Here is a 16,566-nt window from a genome sequence, read left to right as displayed (position 1 = left end):
CAGAACGGAATTATGCCTCATGAAGGCATGTGCTTCCCGCCTATTGTTCAAGGTTCCAACATGCCGCAGTCTCTATCCTGGCCCATCACACCACTTCAGCCAGATGTTCAGGTGTTGGCTGACCGCCCCCTCCCTGCCCTGACGACTGAGCAGGAAGAGACCGTCTCGCGCATCTGGGCTAAGGCACTTGCGGCGTATCCCAGCCTCTACAATGGCCGTGTCTTCTGTGCAGATGAAATCACCCCAGCCCGAATTCACGGCCACTGGTCCGAATACCGCCGCGTTCTTGCACAGATGAAAGAACCAGACGTTTATGGAGCGCACATCCTGCGCCCACTGGCCGTTGTGGGGTTGATGTTTACGCCAGACGGCATTGTCATTGGCAGACGCGCTGAGACCTCGATCTACCTTCCCGGATACTGGCAGGGCGCTCCAGCAGGAAATGTTGAAAGCCGCGCGCAGGAGAGTACCATAGATCTCCCCGCGCAGCTTCTGGCGGAATGTGAAGAAGAACTTGGGCTCGTCCCAGCGGAATGCAGGGTTGGACCGTCCCTTTTGGCCTGCGAGCATCCCTCATCGCATATCGTGGATATCGGGATGCGCATTGACGTCTCCCTGACTTTTGAGGACCTTCAGACGCGATGCCGCGAGCAGGGCAACGCCGAATATGGCGCACTGCATCTGATCCGCCCAGACCACACACCTGAAGGCCCAATGGTCCCGACCCTGGCCGCTCTGCTGGAACTGTCCTGATGCCGTATTTCACTCTCGATACTTCCAGCCTTCGACACTGGCTGACAGAGCATGCCGATCTTGCATCCCGCCTTGGTGGAAACCCGGAAGACTGGATGATCCGCGAAGTCAGCGACGGCAATCTGAACACGGTTTTTATTGTGGCCGGTCCGGATGGGCAGCTTTGCTGCAAGCAGGCTCTGCCTCATGTTCGCGTGGCACCAGAATGGCCTATGCCTCTGCAACGTGCACTGTATGAAGCCCGTTATATGCGCGCAACGGCAGACGCCGTTCGCCCAGCCGCGCCAGAGCTGTATTTCTACGATGAGGAGATGTTCCTGCTCGTCATGGAGTGCCTGACGCCACATGAGGTCCTGCGCTCTGCCCTGATTCGCGATGATGCGCAGCCGGGCTTTTCGGCCAGTATCGGCCAGTATGTCGCTCGTAGCGTACACGCGACGAGCTGGATCAGCCGCCCCTTTGAGGTCGGCTCGAAACTTCTTGAGGAGTTCTCAGGCAACACGGCCCTCACCCGTATTACCGTCGACCTGATACTCACCGATCCATTCCGTCCCTGCTCCCGCAACCCGGAAGCGGAGGCGGCTCTTCTGTCGGATGTGACGGCCCTGCAGGACAACAAGCCTCTTCACCGCGCAGTCGGGGTACTTCAGGATCGTTTCCTGACGGCACGACAGGCCCTTCTGCATGGAGACCTTCACACAGGCTCTATCATGCTACATCGCGATGATGTTCGTGTGATTGACGGCGAGTTTGCCACAATGGGGCCAATCGGCTTCGACTGTGGACTTTATTTGGGCAATCTGGCCCTTCACGCCTGCGCAGCGCCCCACAAGCAGGATTTCATTAGAACCGAAATCATTGCCTTCTGGAGCAGCTTTACAAACGAATTCCGCGCCCTGCTGAAAACGGGCGGAGGAGACGTGTGGGCGCTGTCAGACGAAACACAGCGTGAGGAGCTGCTCGAAAATTTCTTGACGAGCATCCTTCAAGACACGGCAGGTTTCTGTGGTCTCGAAATGATCCGACGAACTATCGGTTTTGCCCAGGTTGCAGATTATACACTCTGCCCAACCCCAGAAAATCGCACGCAGGCACGCCGCAAAGCTCTTCAGACAGGCCAGCGTCTCATCCTTGACGCATCCACCGTCCAGAACCTGAGCGACGTTCTCGCCTTACTGACACTCGCTTGAGATCATACAGACAAAAAAACCTCGCTCCCTGAAACAGGAGCGAGGTTTAAAAATCAGACCGAAGCCAGACCGATCTGCTTGATATCGTGGAACGCCAGGTCAGGGTTCATTTCGATAGTCCGGCGCATCATGAAGGACGAACTGGCAAGGAAAACCGGATCTCCATCCAGATCGTCGGCCATGGACGAGCGGTTCACCATCATGAACACCTCGATCTTCTCGCGACTTCCCGTAATCCAGCGTGCCAACGTGAAGGGTGTGTTTTCGAACCCGATAGACACGCTGTACTCACCTTTCAGGCGAGACTGAAGCACGTCCAGCTGTAGCGTTCCCACCACGCCGACAATCGGCGGCAAGCCATCCTGCGGACGGAAAAGCTGCACAACGCCTTCCTCGGCCAACTCTACCAGAGCCTGACGCAGCTTCTTGGCTTTCATGGCATCATCGAGACGAACACGACGCAGAATTTCAGGCGCGAAGTGTGGCACACCTGTGAAACGAAGTTCTTCACTTTCACTCAGGGTATCGCCAATGCGGAGCGTCCCGTGATTGGGAATACCAACCACGTCCCCACCAAAAGCTTCCTCAGCCAACTGACGATCACGCGCGAAGAAGAACTGCGGCGTATGAAGGGCGAACTGCTTGCCCGTCCGCACATGCTTCAAGCGCATACCGCGCGTCAAACGCCCCGAACACACACGGGCAAAAGCCATGCGGTCACGGTGGTTCGGGTCCATGTTGGCCTGAATTTTGAAAATCAGCGCCGTTACCTGTTGTTCGCTGGCCTGAACTTCACGGGTTTCCGTCGGCTGGGCACGCGGAGCCGGGCCGTAAGCAACAAGCGCATCCAGAAGATCGGTCACACCGATTTCTTTCATGGCCGAACCAAAGAACACCGGAGACAAATGCCCGGCATCAAAGGACTCACGATCGAATTCAGGTAGAGCGGCTTCTACCAGTTCCAGATCTTCCCGGAGCTGCACCATCCGCGGATCAGTCTCATCAACCGCATCCTTGGTGTGAACTTCACGCGTGCGGATATCAAACGTGCCGATAAACGTCGCGGCACGGCCAATTGGCCACGTAGCAGGCGAGACGTCCAAAGCAAGAGAGTTGGAAATTTCGTCCAGAAGCGCAAAGCAATCCTGTGCTTCACGGTCCATCTTGTTGATGAACGTGATGATCGGAATGTCGCGAAGGCGGCAGATTTCGAAGAGCTTGCGCGTCCGGTCTTCGATACCCTTCGCAGCGTCGATCACCATGACCGCACAGTCCACAGCCGTCAGGGTACGATAGGTGTCTTCGGAGAAGTCTTCATGGCCCGGCGTATCAAGCAGGTTGAAGACACATCCACCGTATTCAAACGTCATGACGGACGTCACAACCGAAATTCCACGATCGCGCTCAATACCCATCCAGTCAGACTTGGTGCGGCGGCGCTCACCTTTGGCGCGCACGTTTCCGGCAAGCTGAATGGCACCACCAGCCCGAAGAATACGCTCGGTCAGGGTCGTCTTACCGGCATCCGGATGGGAGATGATGGCGAAAGTCCGCCGACGGGCGATCTCGCGGTTAATTTCGGCGCTGAGAGCTTCGGACATGGAGACTCCGGGAGAGACTGGAAGCCGGGGGCTTTAAAATGAGAAACGCCGGACGGGATGACCCGCCCGGCGTTTTCCGGTCGCTTGCTGATCCAGGTCCGAAGACCCGGGATCGGAATTAGCGGGAGTAGAACTCGACGACCAGGTTCGGTTCCATCTGCACCGGATACGGCACGTCAGAGAGAACCGGCGTACGCAGGAACGTACCCTTCATCTGGCGGTGATCGACTTCAACGTATTCCGGCGTGTCGCGCTCGCCCGTCTGCACGGAGTCAAGAACGATGGCGAGGTGCTTGGACTTCTCGCGCACTTCGATGACGTCGCCTTCCTTCACGAGGTAGGACGGGATGTTCACCTTCTTGCCGTTGACCGTAACGTGGCCATGGCTGATGAACTGACGTGCTGCGAACGGCGTGATCGCAAACTTCAGACGGTACACAACGGCGTCCAGACGACGCTCCAGCAGACCGATCAGGTTCTCGGAGGTATCACCCTTACGACGGACGGCTTCGTCGTAGTACTTGCGGAACTGCTTCTCGCTGATGTTGCCGTAGTAGCCCTTGAGCTTCTGCTTGGCCATCAGCTGGATGGAGAAGTCAGAAGGCTTCTGCTTACGACGCTGACCATGCTGACCCGGACCGTATTCACGACGGTTCACAGGGGACTTTGCACGGCCCCAAAGGTTTACGCCGAGACGGCGATTGATCTTGTACTTGCTCTCAAGACGCTTTGACATGGGTTAACCCCTGTTCATACATCAGGCCCGCCCCATGCTGCTTGGCGAGCCGTTTTGTTGCACCGGTAGGCCTCTCCCCGGATTGGGAAAGACGGGCGCGCACCCAAAAACCGGAGCCTGCGGGGTACAGAAACCCGCTTTATTGGTCCGGCCGGTACGTCCACGTTTCCGGCAGTGGACCCGCGCCTAACAGGTCTCGCTCTGTCATGTCAATGAAAGGACGAGTCTGACCCTTGTTATTTTCTCACATCGGAGGCCTATAAAGCGCGCAACCCTTCCCTGGGGATTTGCGCTAACGGTCTGGTACTCCCCATGAATCCGGGAGCCATGTCTTTTTGAGTTTGCCCATGAAAATCTATCGCTTCAATCCCAAGGCTGGCCGCATCGCTGAGGGTTCCCTCGAAGGGCTGATCCAGTCTCTGGATTCACCGCCCCCGCCCAAGCCAGGCGAGAGCGCCATCAAGCGCGCCTTCAAGAGATTTGGTCTCGCGCAGATGCATATGTCGCATCTCGTGATTGATGACCGCACGATCTATCTGCGCGGCAAGGCCGATTCCGCCAAAGCGCGTGACCAGATGATCCTCACGGCGGGTAACGTCGCTGGCGTGGCTGCTGTGGAAGCGGAAATCCAGGTTCCCCCCGGCACACCTGATCCGAAGTTCCTTGAAATCAAGACAAGCCATAACCTTGATGAGGTTGCCGAGAAACTGCCGGAAGATATTTCTGGCGATGAGCTTCTTGATGCAAATCAACCGCTTGTCACAAGCAAGGATGACATTTATCCGGGTCAGACAATTCGCCTGCCAACGGAGAATTGAACTGACCTGCCCGGACACTTCCATGTGAGCGTGTTCGGGTAGCTTTTCAGGGTCCGGATGGTAGGCGGGTTTTCCCCTTATTCCGGACCTTTTCCATATGGAATTAATCGAACCAGTCGATGTCGAGCGGGTGCGTCCACCCCACGGTGTCGAGCCAGCCATGTTTGCTCTCATGCTGGCGACATTTACGATTGGGACTGGCGAATTCGCCATGATGGGCCTTCTGCCCGAATTCTCCCATTCCCTTGGTATTTCCATTTCCCGCGCCAGTTCCGTCATTTCAGCTTATGCGCTGGGTGTCGTGGTCGGAGCACCCCTCATTGCGGTTGCTGGTGCAAAACTCCCCCGTCGTACACTTCTGCTGGCTATGCTTGTGCTGTTCCTTGTCGGGAATATCGGCACAATCCTGATGCCGAACCTGCTCGACATTGAAGTCATGCGCTTCATCACCGGGCTCCCTCACGGCGCCTTTTTCGGTGTTTCCGCGCTCGTTGGCGCCTCCATGGTTGAGCGCGCAAGACGTGGCCGCGCAGTCGGACGCGTTCTGTCGGGCATCATGATCTCCACGGTCGTGGGGTCGCCCCTGTCCACCTACGCCGCCAATCATCTGGGCTGGCGCGTCGCTTATGGTGCAATCTCTGCGCTGGGATTGCTCTGCTTCCTGGCACTCTGGTACTTCGCCCCACGCGACAAGCCCCATCCAGACGCAAATGCACTCGCTGAACTCGGAGCTTTCAAGCGGCCTCAGGTGCTCCTGACGCTTCTGACAAGCGCCATTGGCTTTGGTGGCCTCTTTGCAGTGTACACGTTCCTCACGACAGCCCTGTCAGACGTAACGCATCTCCCGGACTGGGCCGTTGCGCTTTATCAGATTGTCTGGGGGCTCGGCATGGTTGCTGGCAATTCGTTTGGCGGAGCCATGGCGGACCGGAATATCAACCGGACGATCCTTTTCTCTTTGGCTGCCAGTTGCGTGTTCATGATCGGGTTCTGGCTACTCCTGCCATCCCCTGTCGCCATGCTGCTGATCACGTTCCTGATTCCGGCAACGCTGATCGGCATTTCCCCAGCCATTCAAACACATCTGATGGAAGTTGCGGGCGATGCCCAAACCCTTGCCGCATCCCTGAACAATTCAGCCTTCAACATTGCCAACGCTGCGGGCACATGGCTCGGGGCCTATCTGGTGAGTTCAGGGCATGGTTTGGGCTCGATCGGATGGGGCGCCGCACTGCTCTCCGCCGGTGGGTTTGTGGCTTATCTGATTACGATGGCACAGGCTCGGCTTTCCGCATCACGCTGAACAGCCGAATTCCCAAGGCGACAGAGCTCACCGTGAGCGCTGCCGCCATGCCGATCCAAAGGCCTTCCGCACCCCAGTGCTGCTGGAAGGCCAACCATCCCCCAAAGACAAGGCCAATCAGGCCATAATTCGTGACCGCAATCACCATTGGCCAGACGGCATCACCGCACCCACGCAGGGCGCCGCTGAACACAACCTGAAGTCCGTCCACAATCTGGTAGATCCCGGCAATCTTCATAAGCGTGATCACCAATGCAGCCGTAGAGGGATCAGGAGCATGCCCCGTGAAGTACAGGCTGACGATTTTTTCTGGCCAGATCAGCAACAAGGCTGAAGACAGAATGGACCAGACGAGCACCACCCAGATACCGGTCCACGCAGCCCGGCGGCTTTGATCCATTCGCCCTGAACCCCGCCAGTATGCCACCCGAACATTGGTGGCCTGACCAATAGCCAGACACACCATGAACAGCAGTGCGCTCACGTTTACAGCAACCTGATGGGCTGCCAGGCTTTGTGTTCCAAGCTGCCCGGCCCGCAGGCTTGTGATCTGAAACATGAGAATTTCAGCAGCAGCTCCCATCATCATGGGCAAACCGAGCTTCAATAGTTCCTTCATGATAGGCCAGCGCACAGGAGCTGGCTTCATAACGGCCCGCACTCGCGGGTGCATCAGACACAATCCGGTCAGGGCAAAACTGATCGCCCAGCCTGTCAGGGTCGTGGCTGTGGCGGAGCCATACATCCCCATCGCAGGCAGCCCGAACCATCCATGAATGAGCGCTGCATTGGTGATGCCATTGCAGAGCGCCATGGCAGGCATGATCCACAACAGAAGCGTTTCCGCCCCGAGCGATGGGAGCGCCACACGCAGCACACCAATCACGGCCAAATCCGGCAGCAGGGATAACAAAAGGATATGGATGAAGTGGCTACCCTGGGTCACCACGTCCCCGGGTTCCGCCAGCCACGCAAACAATGGCTGCACGAACCATAAGAGCAACGCACAGGGAATGAAGATCAGCAGTGCCAGAACGAACGCAGCGCTCATGACACTGCGACCGTCATGAGAATCCCGTCCGTGGTCTTCCGCCCCCCGACTATGAGATAGAAGAACGCCAGCTCCACCCAGAATGGTCTGGCAGGTCACCATGGTGGTAAAGAAAAAAGTATTGGCCAGACCGCCGACCGCCACTTCAGCTACCCCCAGACCGCCCAGAAGGATGGTGTCCGTAACGCCCATCGACATTTCGGAAAGCTGGGAAAGTGCAAGCGGAAGAGCCACGCGAAGCAGGGCAAGAGCATGCCCGCGTGAAGAGGTCGGATCTTTGAAGGTTCTACACATAAGCCTCACTATCGCAGTGCAGATCATACAGACAAGAGTAACAAAGCCTGTTGCACCAAAACGGTGGCTGGCGCATTGATCCCATCTATGGCCGATCCCGTTCCTCACGTGCTCCGTCTGCACGACACCCACGCGCGCGAAAAGCGACTGTTCACACCACTCGATCCGCAGAATGTGCGGGTCTATTTCTGTGGACCCACAGTCTATGACCGGGCGCACCTGGGCAATCTGCGCGCCATGATGGGCGCGGATATCCTGATCCGACTGCTCCGCGTGCTGTATCCACGTGTCACCTATGTCCGCAACGTCACGGACGTGGACGACAAGATCACAGCCCGCGCGAAAGAAAACGGTGAGGACATCTCCGCCCTCACCGCCCGCACGACTGAAGCCTTTCATGAAGATTTGGCGTCACTCGGGATTCTGCCCCCGGATATCGAACCCCGCGCAACCCACCACATCGGTGAGATGCTGGACATGATCGGCCGCCTGATCGAAAACGGGCATGCGTATGAAGCCGAAGGGCACGTCCTGTTCGCAGTCCGGAACTTCTCCTCTTATGGCGAACTTTCCGGCCGCTCACTGGATGACATGATCGCTGGCGCCCGCGTTGAAGTGGCTCCTTATAAACGTGACCCCGGAGATTTCGTGCTCTGGAAGCCGTCAACACCCGATCAACCCGGTTGGGACAGCCCTTATGGTCGTGGTCGTCCCGGCTGGCATATCGAGTGCTCGGCCATGTCACACCGGTATCTGGGTGAGAGCTTCGATATTCATGGCGGTGGCGACGACCTGCTCTTCCCGCATCATGAAAACGAGCGTGCGCAGTCTCTGTGCTGCTATCCGGGCAGCAAGTTCGCCACGCATTGGCTCCATAACGGCATGCTGCTCTCCAACGGGGAGAAGATGTCCAAGTCTCTGGGCAATTTCTTCACCATCCGGGAAGTTCTGGAAAAGTCCCCGGCGGAACCGCTGCGTCTCCTGTATCTGGGCGCGCATTACCGTTCGACGCTGGATTTCACGTGGGAGAAGCTGGAAGAAGCCCGCCGCGTTCTGGATCGCCTCTACCGTGCTCTTGAGCGCGGTGATGCGCAACAAGGAGCAAATGTTCCGGCAAGTGTGCTCGATGCCCTGTGCGATGACCTGAATACACCACTCGCCATCGCAGCACTTCACCCGCTGGCAGACGCTGCCATGCAGGGCGATCAGCAAGCTGCCTCTGGTCTTCTGGCCGCTGGCAAACAGCTTGGTCTGTTTCAGGCTTCCCCGGCTGAATGGTTCCGCTCAGGCGTTGATGCGTCCGCCATCGAAGCGCTGATCGAGGAACGTCTGGCAGCCCGCAAAGCCCGCAACTTCGCCCGCGCGGATGAAATCCGGAACCAGCTTGCTGCAGACGGCATCACGCTGGAAGACGGCCCCGGCGGCACAACATGGCGGAAGGCATAATCTCATGACCGGACGTGATGGTGGTGCCGATCTGGAACCGATCGGCGAATTTGACCCCGTTGTTATTCTCGTGCGCCCGCAGTTAGCCGAAAACGTCGGCACAACCGCTCGCGCCATGGCAAATGGCGGCCTGTTTCACCTGCGCCTCGTCGCCCCACGGGACGGATGGCCGCAGGAACGCGCCTGGCCTGCGTCTTCCGGCGCCCATCGCATCCTCGACAACGCGCAGGTTTTCGAAACGGTCGATGAGGCCGTGGCTGACCTGCACCGCGTCTTCGCCACCTGCCCCCGCCCCCGCCATGTCGTGAAGCCTGTCATGACGGCTCGCGGCGCTGCGGCAGAACTCCGCGTGGCTTCCACGCGTGGCCTGCGCACCGGTATCCTGTTTGGGCCGGAACGCGCTGGCCTCGACGTCGAAGACATGGCCCGCGCCGATACGCTGGTGCGTTACCCGCTCAATCCGAAGTTCATGTCTCTCAACCTCGCGCAGGCCGTGCTCGTCATGGCCTATGAGTGGTATCTGACCGAAGACATGACGCCCCCGCGCGAGCTCATGACCAATGAGACGCATGTGGCTACCAAGGGCGAGCTGGAAAACTTCATGTCCCATCTGCTGCGGGAACTTGATGACTGTGGCTTCCTGCGGAACGAGCAGAAGAAACCGGGCATGATCCGCAATCTGCGGCATTTCTTCACACGAGGCGAAGTCACCGAACAGGAACTTCGCACGCTCCATGGCGTGGTCAGCGAACTGGTCAGCGCCAGAAAGGCAAGACGGTAAGACCATGATCCACTGGCGACACAGGCACCGGATGACTCCACGGCCTGAGGCGCTGGTGGTCGAAACGGCCAACCGCATCCGGGCCCATGTTCTGGAAGAAAACGGTCGGGGCGACATTATCCGTACCGGTCTGAAAGACGGCTCCCTCGGGGACCTCTATCACCATCTGATGACCATGACATGGGGGGCGTTCTTCTGGGCGTCCCTCGCTCTGTATCTGGGCATCAATATCGGCTTTGCCTGCCTTTACTACATGATCCCCGGCAGCGTCAGCGGCGTCCCGCATGGGGATTTTCTTGATGACGTGTTCTTCAGTGTCCAGACGATCTCAACAGTCGGATACGGCACGATGGCCCCCGTCGGACGCCTGACCAACACCATCGTGTCCTTTGAAGTGCTCGCCGGCATGATGCTCAACGCACTCGCGACGGGACTGGTCTTTGCTCGCTTCTCGCGCCCAAGAGCCCGTATCCTGTTCAGCCACGTCGCCGTCGTGTCCTATGATGACCTGATCCCCACACTGACCATCCGTATCGCCAACCGGCGCCGCACGCTGATCCTGTCTGCCAATGTTGAAATGACCTTGACGCGCCTGATGCCGGACGATCATGGGCGACTGGTCCGCCGTTTCGACAGACTGGCGCTAATCCAGTCGCATGTTCCGATCTTCCGGATCAGCCTGAACGCCACACACATGATTGATGAGACCAGCCCGCTTTATGGCCTGTCAGCAGACACGCTGATTGACCAGAATGCGGAAATCATCATCACGATGGATGGGACAGACGAAATCTCTTCCCAGACACTTTTCGCACGACATGCCTACGAGATCGGCCATGTGAAACACGGATACCGTTTCTCGGACATGATCCATCACCGTCCGGATGGCAGGGTCGAGGTCGACTTTACCCGGTTCCACACAACCGAACACGGGGACCACGAGCCGATTGATCCGTCCACCGCGCATGAAAGGCACTATCACCATGTCTGACACCCGGCACAGCTTCGGAAAAAATGGCCTGACGGCAACGGTTTCCGCCCATGGCGCAGAGCTGACCTCCCTGCGGACCACTTCGGGGCAGGACCTGCTCTGGAACGCTGGCCCCGCATGGAAACGCCATTCGCCCGTTCTGTTCCCTATCGTTGGAAAACCACCGGAAAATACAACGCTGAATGGCCAGCCGGTTACGCTGACCCAGCATGGCTTCGCCCGTGACATGACATTCCGCTGGCTCGAACGAACAGAAACCGGCTGTGTTCTGGAGCTGGAAGATACACCCGAAACATGGCAGCTCTTCCCGGCGGCATTTCGCCTGCATCTTATTTATCGGATGGAAGAAACCGGCCTGCACGTCGGCTATGTTCTGACCAACCCGTCCGAAGATGCCACACTACACGCGTCCCTTGGTGTGCATCCGGCTTTCATGTGGCCCCTGAACCCAGAAACGGGCCGCGAAAATCATCGCCTGACCTTTGACACGAATGAAGCCGATCATATCCGGCGCATCAGCCCGGATGGTCTGCTTCCGGAGGCAGTCCCGTCCCCAATCCATGACCGGCTTCTTCCGTTGCAGGACAGCCTGTTCGAGGCTGATGCCATTATCATGCTGGATGCCCGCAGCAAGGCTGTCGATTTCACAGGCCCGGACGGAAGCGGCCTGCGTGTCCGCTGGGACGGGTTCAAAGATCTCGGGATCTGGACCAAACCCGGTGCCGGTTTCCTGTGCATCGAACCTTGGTATGGCTACGCTACACCCGTTGGATTCACCGGAGATTTTTCGGAAAAGCCGGGGCTGCTGCATCTACAGCCTGGCGAAAGCTGGGAAGCTTTCTGGAGCGTCGAACCCGTCTGAATTCCGGAAGTGGGAATGCCCGGACAAACGGGCATTCCCACTCATCACTCAGGCGCCAATAGCGTCCTGAAGACGTGACACCGTCCGGGCGTGTCCCATCAGGCTCAGAAGAACATGCAATTCTGGGCCGTTATCCTCACCCGTCAGGGCAAGGCGCAACGGCATAAACAGGCTCTTGCCCTTACGACCTGACTTTTCCTTCAGAGCCGTGGTCCAGTCCTGCCATGTGGTTTCGCCCCATGGCTCGGCAGGAAGGGTTTCAAGCGCCTGCTGAAGGAATTCACGGTCTTCCGGCTGGGACGGCGGAACGATCGTGCCCTGCGTCACATCCCACCAATGCGGGATTTCAGCCGTCAGATCGACATTACCGCGCACTGCATTCCAGAATTCTTCCGTCGCCTCGGCTGGCAGATGTTCCTTCGCCACCGAAAACGGCAGATTGTGCAAAGCCTTGCGGTTCAGAGCCAGAAGCTGGCGCATATCGAACCGCGCCGCAGACTTGGAAACATGGGAAATCTCGTAGGCCGCAATCGCCTCTTCCATCGTCATGACTTCCGGATCATCGGACGTCCCAACGCGTGCCAGATACGACACGATGGACATCGGCTCGATCCCATCCTGACGAAGCGACTTCAGGCCCAACGCATCAAAACGCTTGGACAGCTTCCCGCCGTCAGAATCCAGCAGCAGCGGCAGATGCGCGAACGTAAAGCGATCCGGCTTTGCACCCAGCGCTTCTGCAATATCGATCTGAACACCCGTGTTCGTCACATGGTCTTCACCACGGACGATATGCGTGATGCCCATTTCCAGATCATCAACAACCGACGCCAGCGTGTATAGGATCGTGCCGTCTGCGCGGATCAGAACCGGATCGGAAATTGCCGTCAGCTTGACGGAGCAATCGTCCATGACGAGATCCTGCCACTTGCGGCTGCCATCCGTCAGCTTGAAACGCCAGTGCGGCGTCTTACCATTGGCTTCCGCACGCGCCCGCTGGTCTGGCGTCAGCTTCAGCATAGCGCGATCATAGATCGGGGCCTTGCCAGCCCGGATGCGCATCTCGCGCTTGGCATTCAGTTCGTATTCGGTCTCGAAACACGGATACAGCCGACCAGAGGCTTTCAGCTTGTCGATCGCCGCAGCATACCGCTCCATCCGCGAGGACTGACGGGCCTCTTCGTCCCAGTCCAGACCGAGCCACGCCAGATCCTTACGGATCGCGTCCTCATATTCAGGCTTGCTGCGCGCGACGTCCGTATCGTCGATACGCAGGAGGAACTTGCCGCCATGGCGGCGGGCGAACAGGAAGTTGGCGACGGCCTGACGGGCGTTACCAACGTGGAGATAGCCGGTTGGCGATGGGGCAAAGCGCAGTTTCATGCCGCCTTAATGCCGCATGATTGCGCGTCATGCCAGATGCATGAAGCATCGTGTTCAGAACACCCGACACTCTCCAGTTTCTCGACACTCCAGCGGGCAAATAAAACATGGCCATTCTACCGATATAACATAACGGGAAACCGGAATACTTTCCCCACAAACATGGACTAAAAAGAAACGTTTTTTCCTTCAGTCCATTCTGTTGTATAAAGGCGAAGAACAGACACTCACGACTGACGATTTTTTCTGCGATCGGAGTGATGATCCGTTTTTTGATTTAAGAGGACCCCCTAATGAGAAAACTTCTCATTCCTGCCATTCTGGTAATCGGCATTATTGCCCTGCTGGGATCAAGCTATAACCGTTTCATGGGAGCGGACCAGAACGTCAAGGAACAGATGGGTCAGCTTCAGAACGAAGTTCAGCGCCAGACCGACCTGATTCCCAATCTGGTCAACACAGTCAAAGGCTATGCCACCCACGAGCATGACACCCTGACGGATTACGCTGCGGCCCGTTCGGGTGAAACGCCCCTGAACCGCATTGACCCTCGCTCGGTCAGTGATGAAGACCTTCAAAAGAAGATCTTGGATGCACAGACCCGTAACGCACAGGAAATCAAGGCCATCAACGTTGTGGCTGAACAGTCCCCGCAGCTACAGGCCAATCAGAACTTCACGAGCCTGATGGTTCAGCTTGAAGGCACACAGAACCGCATCACTGTAGCACGCCAGCGTCTGCAGCAGGCCATTTTGGCTTACAACCAGACGGTCATGCACTTCCCGGGCAACCTCGCCGCCGGGATCATGGGCTACCATCAGCGCGTCTACTACGAGGCTTCCCCAGCCGCACAGACGCCGCCAGTCGTAGACTTCTCCAAGCATTGATCTGACGGAAGGACCGGATGAACGTGCCGACTGTTTCCCACCCGCTTCTAACGCGCACCCTGCATCTGGTCCTTGCCGTGACTGCCCTGCTATGCCTGTCCCTGACTGGTCCAGCAGGGGCGGCCACACCTTTGACCGAGCTCGTGACAGATCCGCATCAGAGCCTGTCCGAGCCGGAACAGGATCAGCTCGTCCAGAAGCTGACGGATCTTCGGCAAACACTCCCAAGTCACCCGCACATTCTGATCGTTCTTCCCGGCCATGTGGACGATATCGATCAGTATGCAAATGAGACGTTCCATGCCTCCGGCATTGGTCAAAAAGGTCAGGACAACGGTCTTCTGATCGTTCTGGATATTCCGGACAATCAGGCTCGCATCGAAGTCGGGTATGGGTTTGAAGGCGACCTGACCGACCTTCAGACCTTCAATATCCTGCATGCTGCCCAACCGAACCTGAAAGCCGGTCACTATGCCGCCGCACTAAACGGGATTCTGGATTCCATCGCCGACATTTTGCGTAAAAGCGAGACGCAGGTTCACGAGGAGCAGGCCACATCTGATACGGATTTCAACATCAACGGATTTGATCTCGCACTCGGTGTCGGAGGGATGGTGCTGTTTGCTCTTGGCTCTGGCTTTACCGTCCGCGCTCAACGCCGCGAAGCTCAGGGCCTGCCTCTTTCAATTTTTGACAGGTTTCTGATCAGCATTCCTTGGGACGTGATCCTGAGCCTGCTGATCAATATTCTATCAGCCGCCTCACGTAATAACGCCAACTCGTCCGGCGGCGACAAGAAGAAAAACTCCTACAAATCCGGCGGAGGCGATTCTGGCGGAGGCGGCGCGAAGGACTCCTGGTAACGGACGCCTACGTAAGTTTATCCTTCGGTCAGCGGCCAGCAGCATCAATACGCAGCAACTGAGCCACCGCCGCATCAAGCTTCTCGGGTGTATGATTCTGCAATATCAGATCACGCCCGTGACGAACGACCATCTCCCATCGAGAGGCCTGTGTGTAGAGCGCCACAATGGCTTCCACCATATCCTGCGGAAGATCAGCAACAACCAGCTCTTTGAGCTGCGGCGTGAAGTCGAAACCTTCAGCGGCAACGGATGTCATGACACAGGGCACCCCATGAGACAGGCTGCTTAAAACCTTTCCTTTCGTCCCAGCTCCATACCGAAGCGGCGCGACAGTTATTCTTAAACTGTTCAACACAGCCGCCAAATCTGGAACGTGCCCTAGCACAACCAGACGCGCGTCTTTCTCCGCCCATTCTGTCAGCCAGTCCGGCGCCCCCGTTCCCACGATCAGAAATCTGCAATCCGGCATGCGGACAGCTAGATCCGGCCAGACATGCTCCAGAAAATAACGCACCGCATCTTCATTCGGCCGATGCCCGAAATTGCCGATGAAACCAATATCGCGGCGCGCGTCCCAGCCATCTCCCTCGGCAGAGGGGCGGGGAAAAGCCAGATGAACAACCAGCGCTTCCGGCAATTTCTGACGTAAAAGATTTTTCTCATAGCTAGACACTACGAGTGTCGCATCTGCACGACGCATAATGGCGAATTCATTATCCCGCGTGACCTCAACTGCTTTGAGCGCGGTATAATCTCCGGCCAGACGCGCAGCCCGTTCTTCTCGTAGAAAATGCAGATCACACGCGTAGAAAATCATGCGAGCCGATGGAAACGCCGCACGAAGCCGATCGTAAGCTGCGCCCCCACAACTCACGCGGCATGGGATGCAGGTATCAAGATTTGGCCCGATTTGTTGAAGAGCCTCTTCGATCCCCTTCCATCCGGGTGAAGCCATATCATCACCGGGCGTCAGGCAGGTCACTCCACAGGCGCGATATTCTTCCCTCGCGTTCCTATCCCGCTGCTCTCTGGGAAGGAAATACTCCCCCAGCGCAAGGAAGCTGACCTTACATCCCTGACGCAGCAGCGAGTGGATCAGCGCGTCCAGATCCATCGAACCGGAATCATGGAGGGGCCGCGGAAAATTACAGTCCACAATCAGAACTGACTTTCCAGGCGAACGCTCCGGGTTACGACGAAACACTCTGAACATCGCTGTGGCCCAATGAAATTTCTCTAACAATTTTCAGGCCTTTTTCCGTTCCTGCCGACGCAGGTCAGTACTTAAAAACGCAACTTTTTGACACGACAGGCTTTTACCCCTGAACAAACACACAGAACATAAGGACATGCCCGCATGACCAAGACCCGTAAATCCACGTTCGCTCGCCTGATGCTGGTCTCTGCCCTGCTTACAGGTACGGCAGTGTCTCTGTCCGCCTGCAACACGACGCGTGGCGCAGGCCAGGATGTCAGTGCTGTTGGCCATGCAACGTCCCACGCTGCAACCAGTGCGCAGCAGGGCATTGCCAATGCAACGGGTGCCTCCACCCACTGATCAGCCTTCGTCAGGCCTGATAAAAAAGACCCGCCTCTCACAGGGG

Annotated in this window: 16 protein-coding genes; 11 read left to right on the top strand and 5 right to left on the bottom strand. The window is 57.4% G+C overall.

Features of this window, described 5'->3' with window-relative positions:
• Window positions 1-60 precede the first annotated feature (60 nt).
• Together KP707_RS01925 and mtnK are read left to right on the top strand one after the other, a co-directional pair.
• Complete coding sequence (locus tag KP707_RS01925; RefSeq protein ID WP_211502233.1) at window positions 61-753, top strand: hypothetical protein; 693 nt, start codon at window positions 61-63, stop codon at window positions 751-753.
• Complete coding sequence (gene mtnK, locus KP707_RS01920) at window positions 753-1,943, top strand: S-methyl-5-thioribose kinase (RefSeq protein WP_211501978.1); 1,191 nt, start codon at window positions 753-755, stop codon at window positions 1,941-1,943. The genes KP707_RS01925 and mtnK overlap by 1 nt, the downstream gene beginning before the upstream one ends.
• 53 nt (window positions 1,944-1,996) lie before the next feature.
• Here the strand turns inward: mtnK and KP707_RS01915 are convergent, their stop codons facing one another.
• Both KP707_RS01915 and rpsD read right to left on the bottom strand, forming a co-directional pair.
• On the bottom strand, window positions 1,997-3,544 hold the full coding sequence (locus tag KP707_RS01915) for a peptide chain release factor 3 (RefSeq protein WP_211501977.1): 1,548 nt from the start codon (window positions 3,542-3,544) through the stop codon (window positions 1,997-1,999).
• A 118-nt stretch (window positions 3,545-3,662) separates the two neighbouring features.
• Window positions 3,663-4,280 (bottom strand): 30S ribosomal protein S4, encoded by a 618-nt coding sequence (gene rpsD, locus KP707_RS01910; protein WP_007282513.1) that lies wholly within the window; start codon window positions 4,278-4,280, stop codon window positions 3,663-3,665.
• Between the two features lie 347 nt (window positions 4,281-4,627).
• Between rpsD and KP707_RS01905 the strand changes: the two genes are divergently transcribed.
• Window positions 4,628-5,098, top strand: coding sequence for a BON domain-containing protein (locus tag KP707_RS01905; protein WP_046899893.1), 471 nt, complete (start codon window positions 4,628-4,630; stop codon window positions 5,096-5,098).
• A gap of 97 nt (window positions 5,099-5,195) precedes the next feature.
• A complete protein-coding gene (locus KP707_RS01900) occupies window positions 5,196-6,401 on the top strand; it encodes an MFS transporter (protein WP_211496010.1) in 1,206 nt (401 codons plus the stop codon).
• On the opposite strand, the gene KP707_RS01895 is transcribed toward KP707_RS01900, so the two are convergent.
• Window positions 6,364-7,746, bottom strand: coding sequence for an MATE family efflux transporter (locus KP707_RS01895; RefSeq protein ID WP_211501976.1), 1,383 nt, complete (start codon window positions 7,744-7,746; stop codon window positions 6,364-6,366). The two genes, KP707_RS01900 and KP707_RS01895, sit on opposite strands and share 38 nt — an antisense overlap.
• 87 nt (window positions 7,747-7,833) lie before the next feature.
• On the opposite strand from KP707_RS01895, the gene cysS reads away from it, so the two are divergent.
• The 4 genes from cysS to KP707_RS01875 are packed head-to-tail and all read left to right on the top strand — an operon-like array spanning window position 7,834 to window position 11,826.
• Window positions 7,834-9,192 (top strand): cysteine--tRNA ligase, encoded by a 1,359-nt coding sequence (gene cysS / locus KP707_RS01890; RefSeq protein WP_211501975.1) that lies wholly within the window; start codon window positions 7,834-7,836, stop codon window positions 9,190-9,192.
• Between the two features lie 4 nt (window positions 9,193-9,196).
• Window positions 9,197-9,973 (top strand): RNA methyltransferase, encoded by a 777-nt coding sequence (locus KP707_RS01885; protein WP_099210616.1) that lies wholly within the window; start codon window positions 9,197-9,199, stop codon window positions 9,971-9,973.
• A gap of 31 nt (window positions 9,974-10,004) precedes the next feature.
• Complete coding sequence (locus KP707_RS01880) at window positions 10,005-10,964, top strand: ion channel (RefSeq protein WP_211501974.1); 960 nt, start codon at window positions 10,005-10,007, stop codon at window positions 10,962-10,964.
• On the top strand, window positions 10,957-11,826 hold the full coding sequence (locus KP707_RS01875; protein ID WP_249202720.1) for an aldose 1-epimerase family protein: 870 nt from the start codon (window positions 10,957-10,959) through the stop codon (window positions 11,824-11,826). Before KP707_RS01880 ends, KP707_RS01875 begins: the two co-directional genes overlap by 8 nt.
• 48 nt (window positions 11,827-11,874) lie before the next feature.
• Here KP707_RS01875 and gltX read toward each other — a convergent pair whose 3' ends face one another.
• Window positions 11,875-13,209 carry a glutamate--tRNA ligase gene (gene gltX / locus KP707_RS01870; protein ID WP_211497771.1) on the bottom strand — a complete coding sequence of 445 codons (1,335 nt, stop codon included), beginning with the start codon at window positions 13,207-13,209 and terminating at the stop codon, window positions 11,875-11,877.
• Between the two features lie 293 nt (window positions 13,210-13,502).
• Here gltX and KP707_RS01865 point away from each other — a divergent pair, with 293 nt between their 5' ends.
• On the top strand, window positions 13,503-14,096 hold the full coding sequence (locus tag KP707_RS01865; protein ID WP_046900877.1) for a LemA family protein: 594 nt from the start codon (window positions 13,503-13,505) through the stop codon (window positions 14,094-14,096).
• A 17-nt stretch (window positions 14,097-14,113) separates the two neighbouring features.
• Complete coding sequence (locus KP707_RS01860; protein ID WP_211501972.1) at window positions 14,114-14,959, top strand: YgcG family protein; 846 nt, start codon at window positions 14,114-14,116, stop codon at window positions 14,957-14,959.
• A 28-nt stretch (window positions 14,960-14,987) separates the two neighbouring features.
• Here the strand turns inward: KP707_RS01860 and KP707_RS01855 are convergent, their stop codons facing one another.
• Window positions 14,988-16,175: a glycosyltransferase family 4 protein gene (locus tag KP707_RS01855; protein ID WP_211501971.1), complete on the bottom strand. Its 1,188-nt coding sequence runs from the start codon at window positions 16,173-16,175 to the stop codon at window positions 14,988-14,990.
• A gap of 144 nt (window positions 16,176-16,319) precedes the next feature.
• Here KP707_RS01855 and KP707_RS01850 point away from each other — a divergent pair, with 144 nt between their 5' ends.
• Window positions 16,320-16,520 (top strand): entericidin A/B family lipoprotein, encoded by a 201-nt coding sequence (locus KP707_RS01850; protein ID WP_046899903.1) that lies wholly within the window; start codon window positions 16,320-16,322, stop codon window positions 16,518-16,520.
• Window positions 16,521-16,566: the final 46 nt, after the last annotated feature.

The sequence above is a fragment of the Gluconobacter sp. P5E10 genome, from assembly GCF_018812145.1.
GTDB lineage: Bacteria > Pseudomonadota > Alphaproteobacteria > Acetobacterales > Acetobacteraceae > Gluconobacter > Gluconobacter cerinus.
This window is presented reverse-complemented; position numbering and strand designations above follow the sequence as displayed.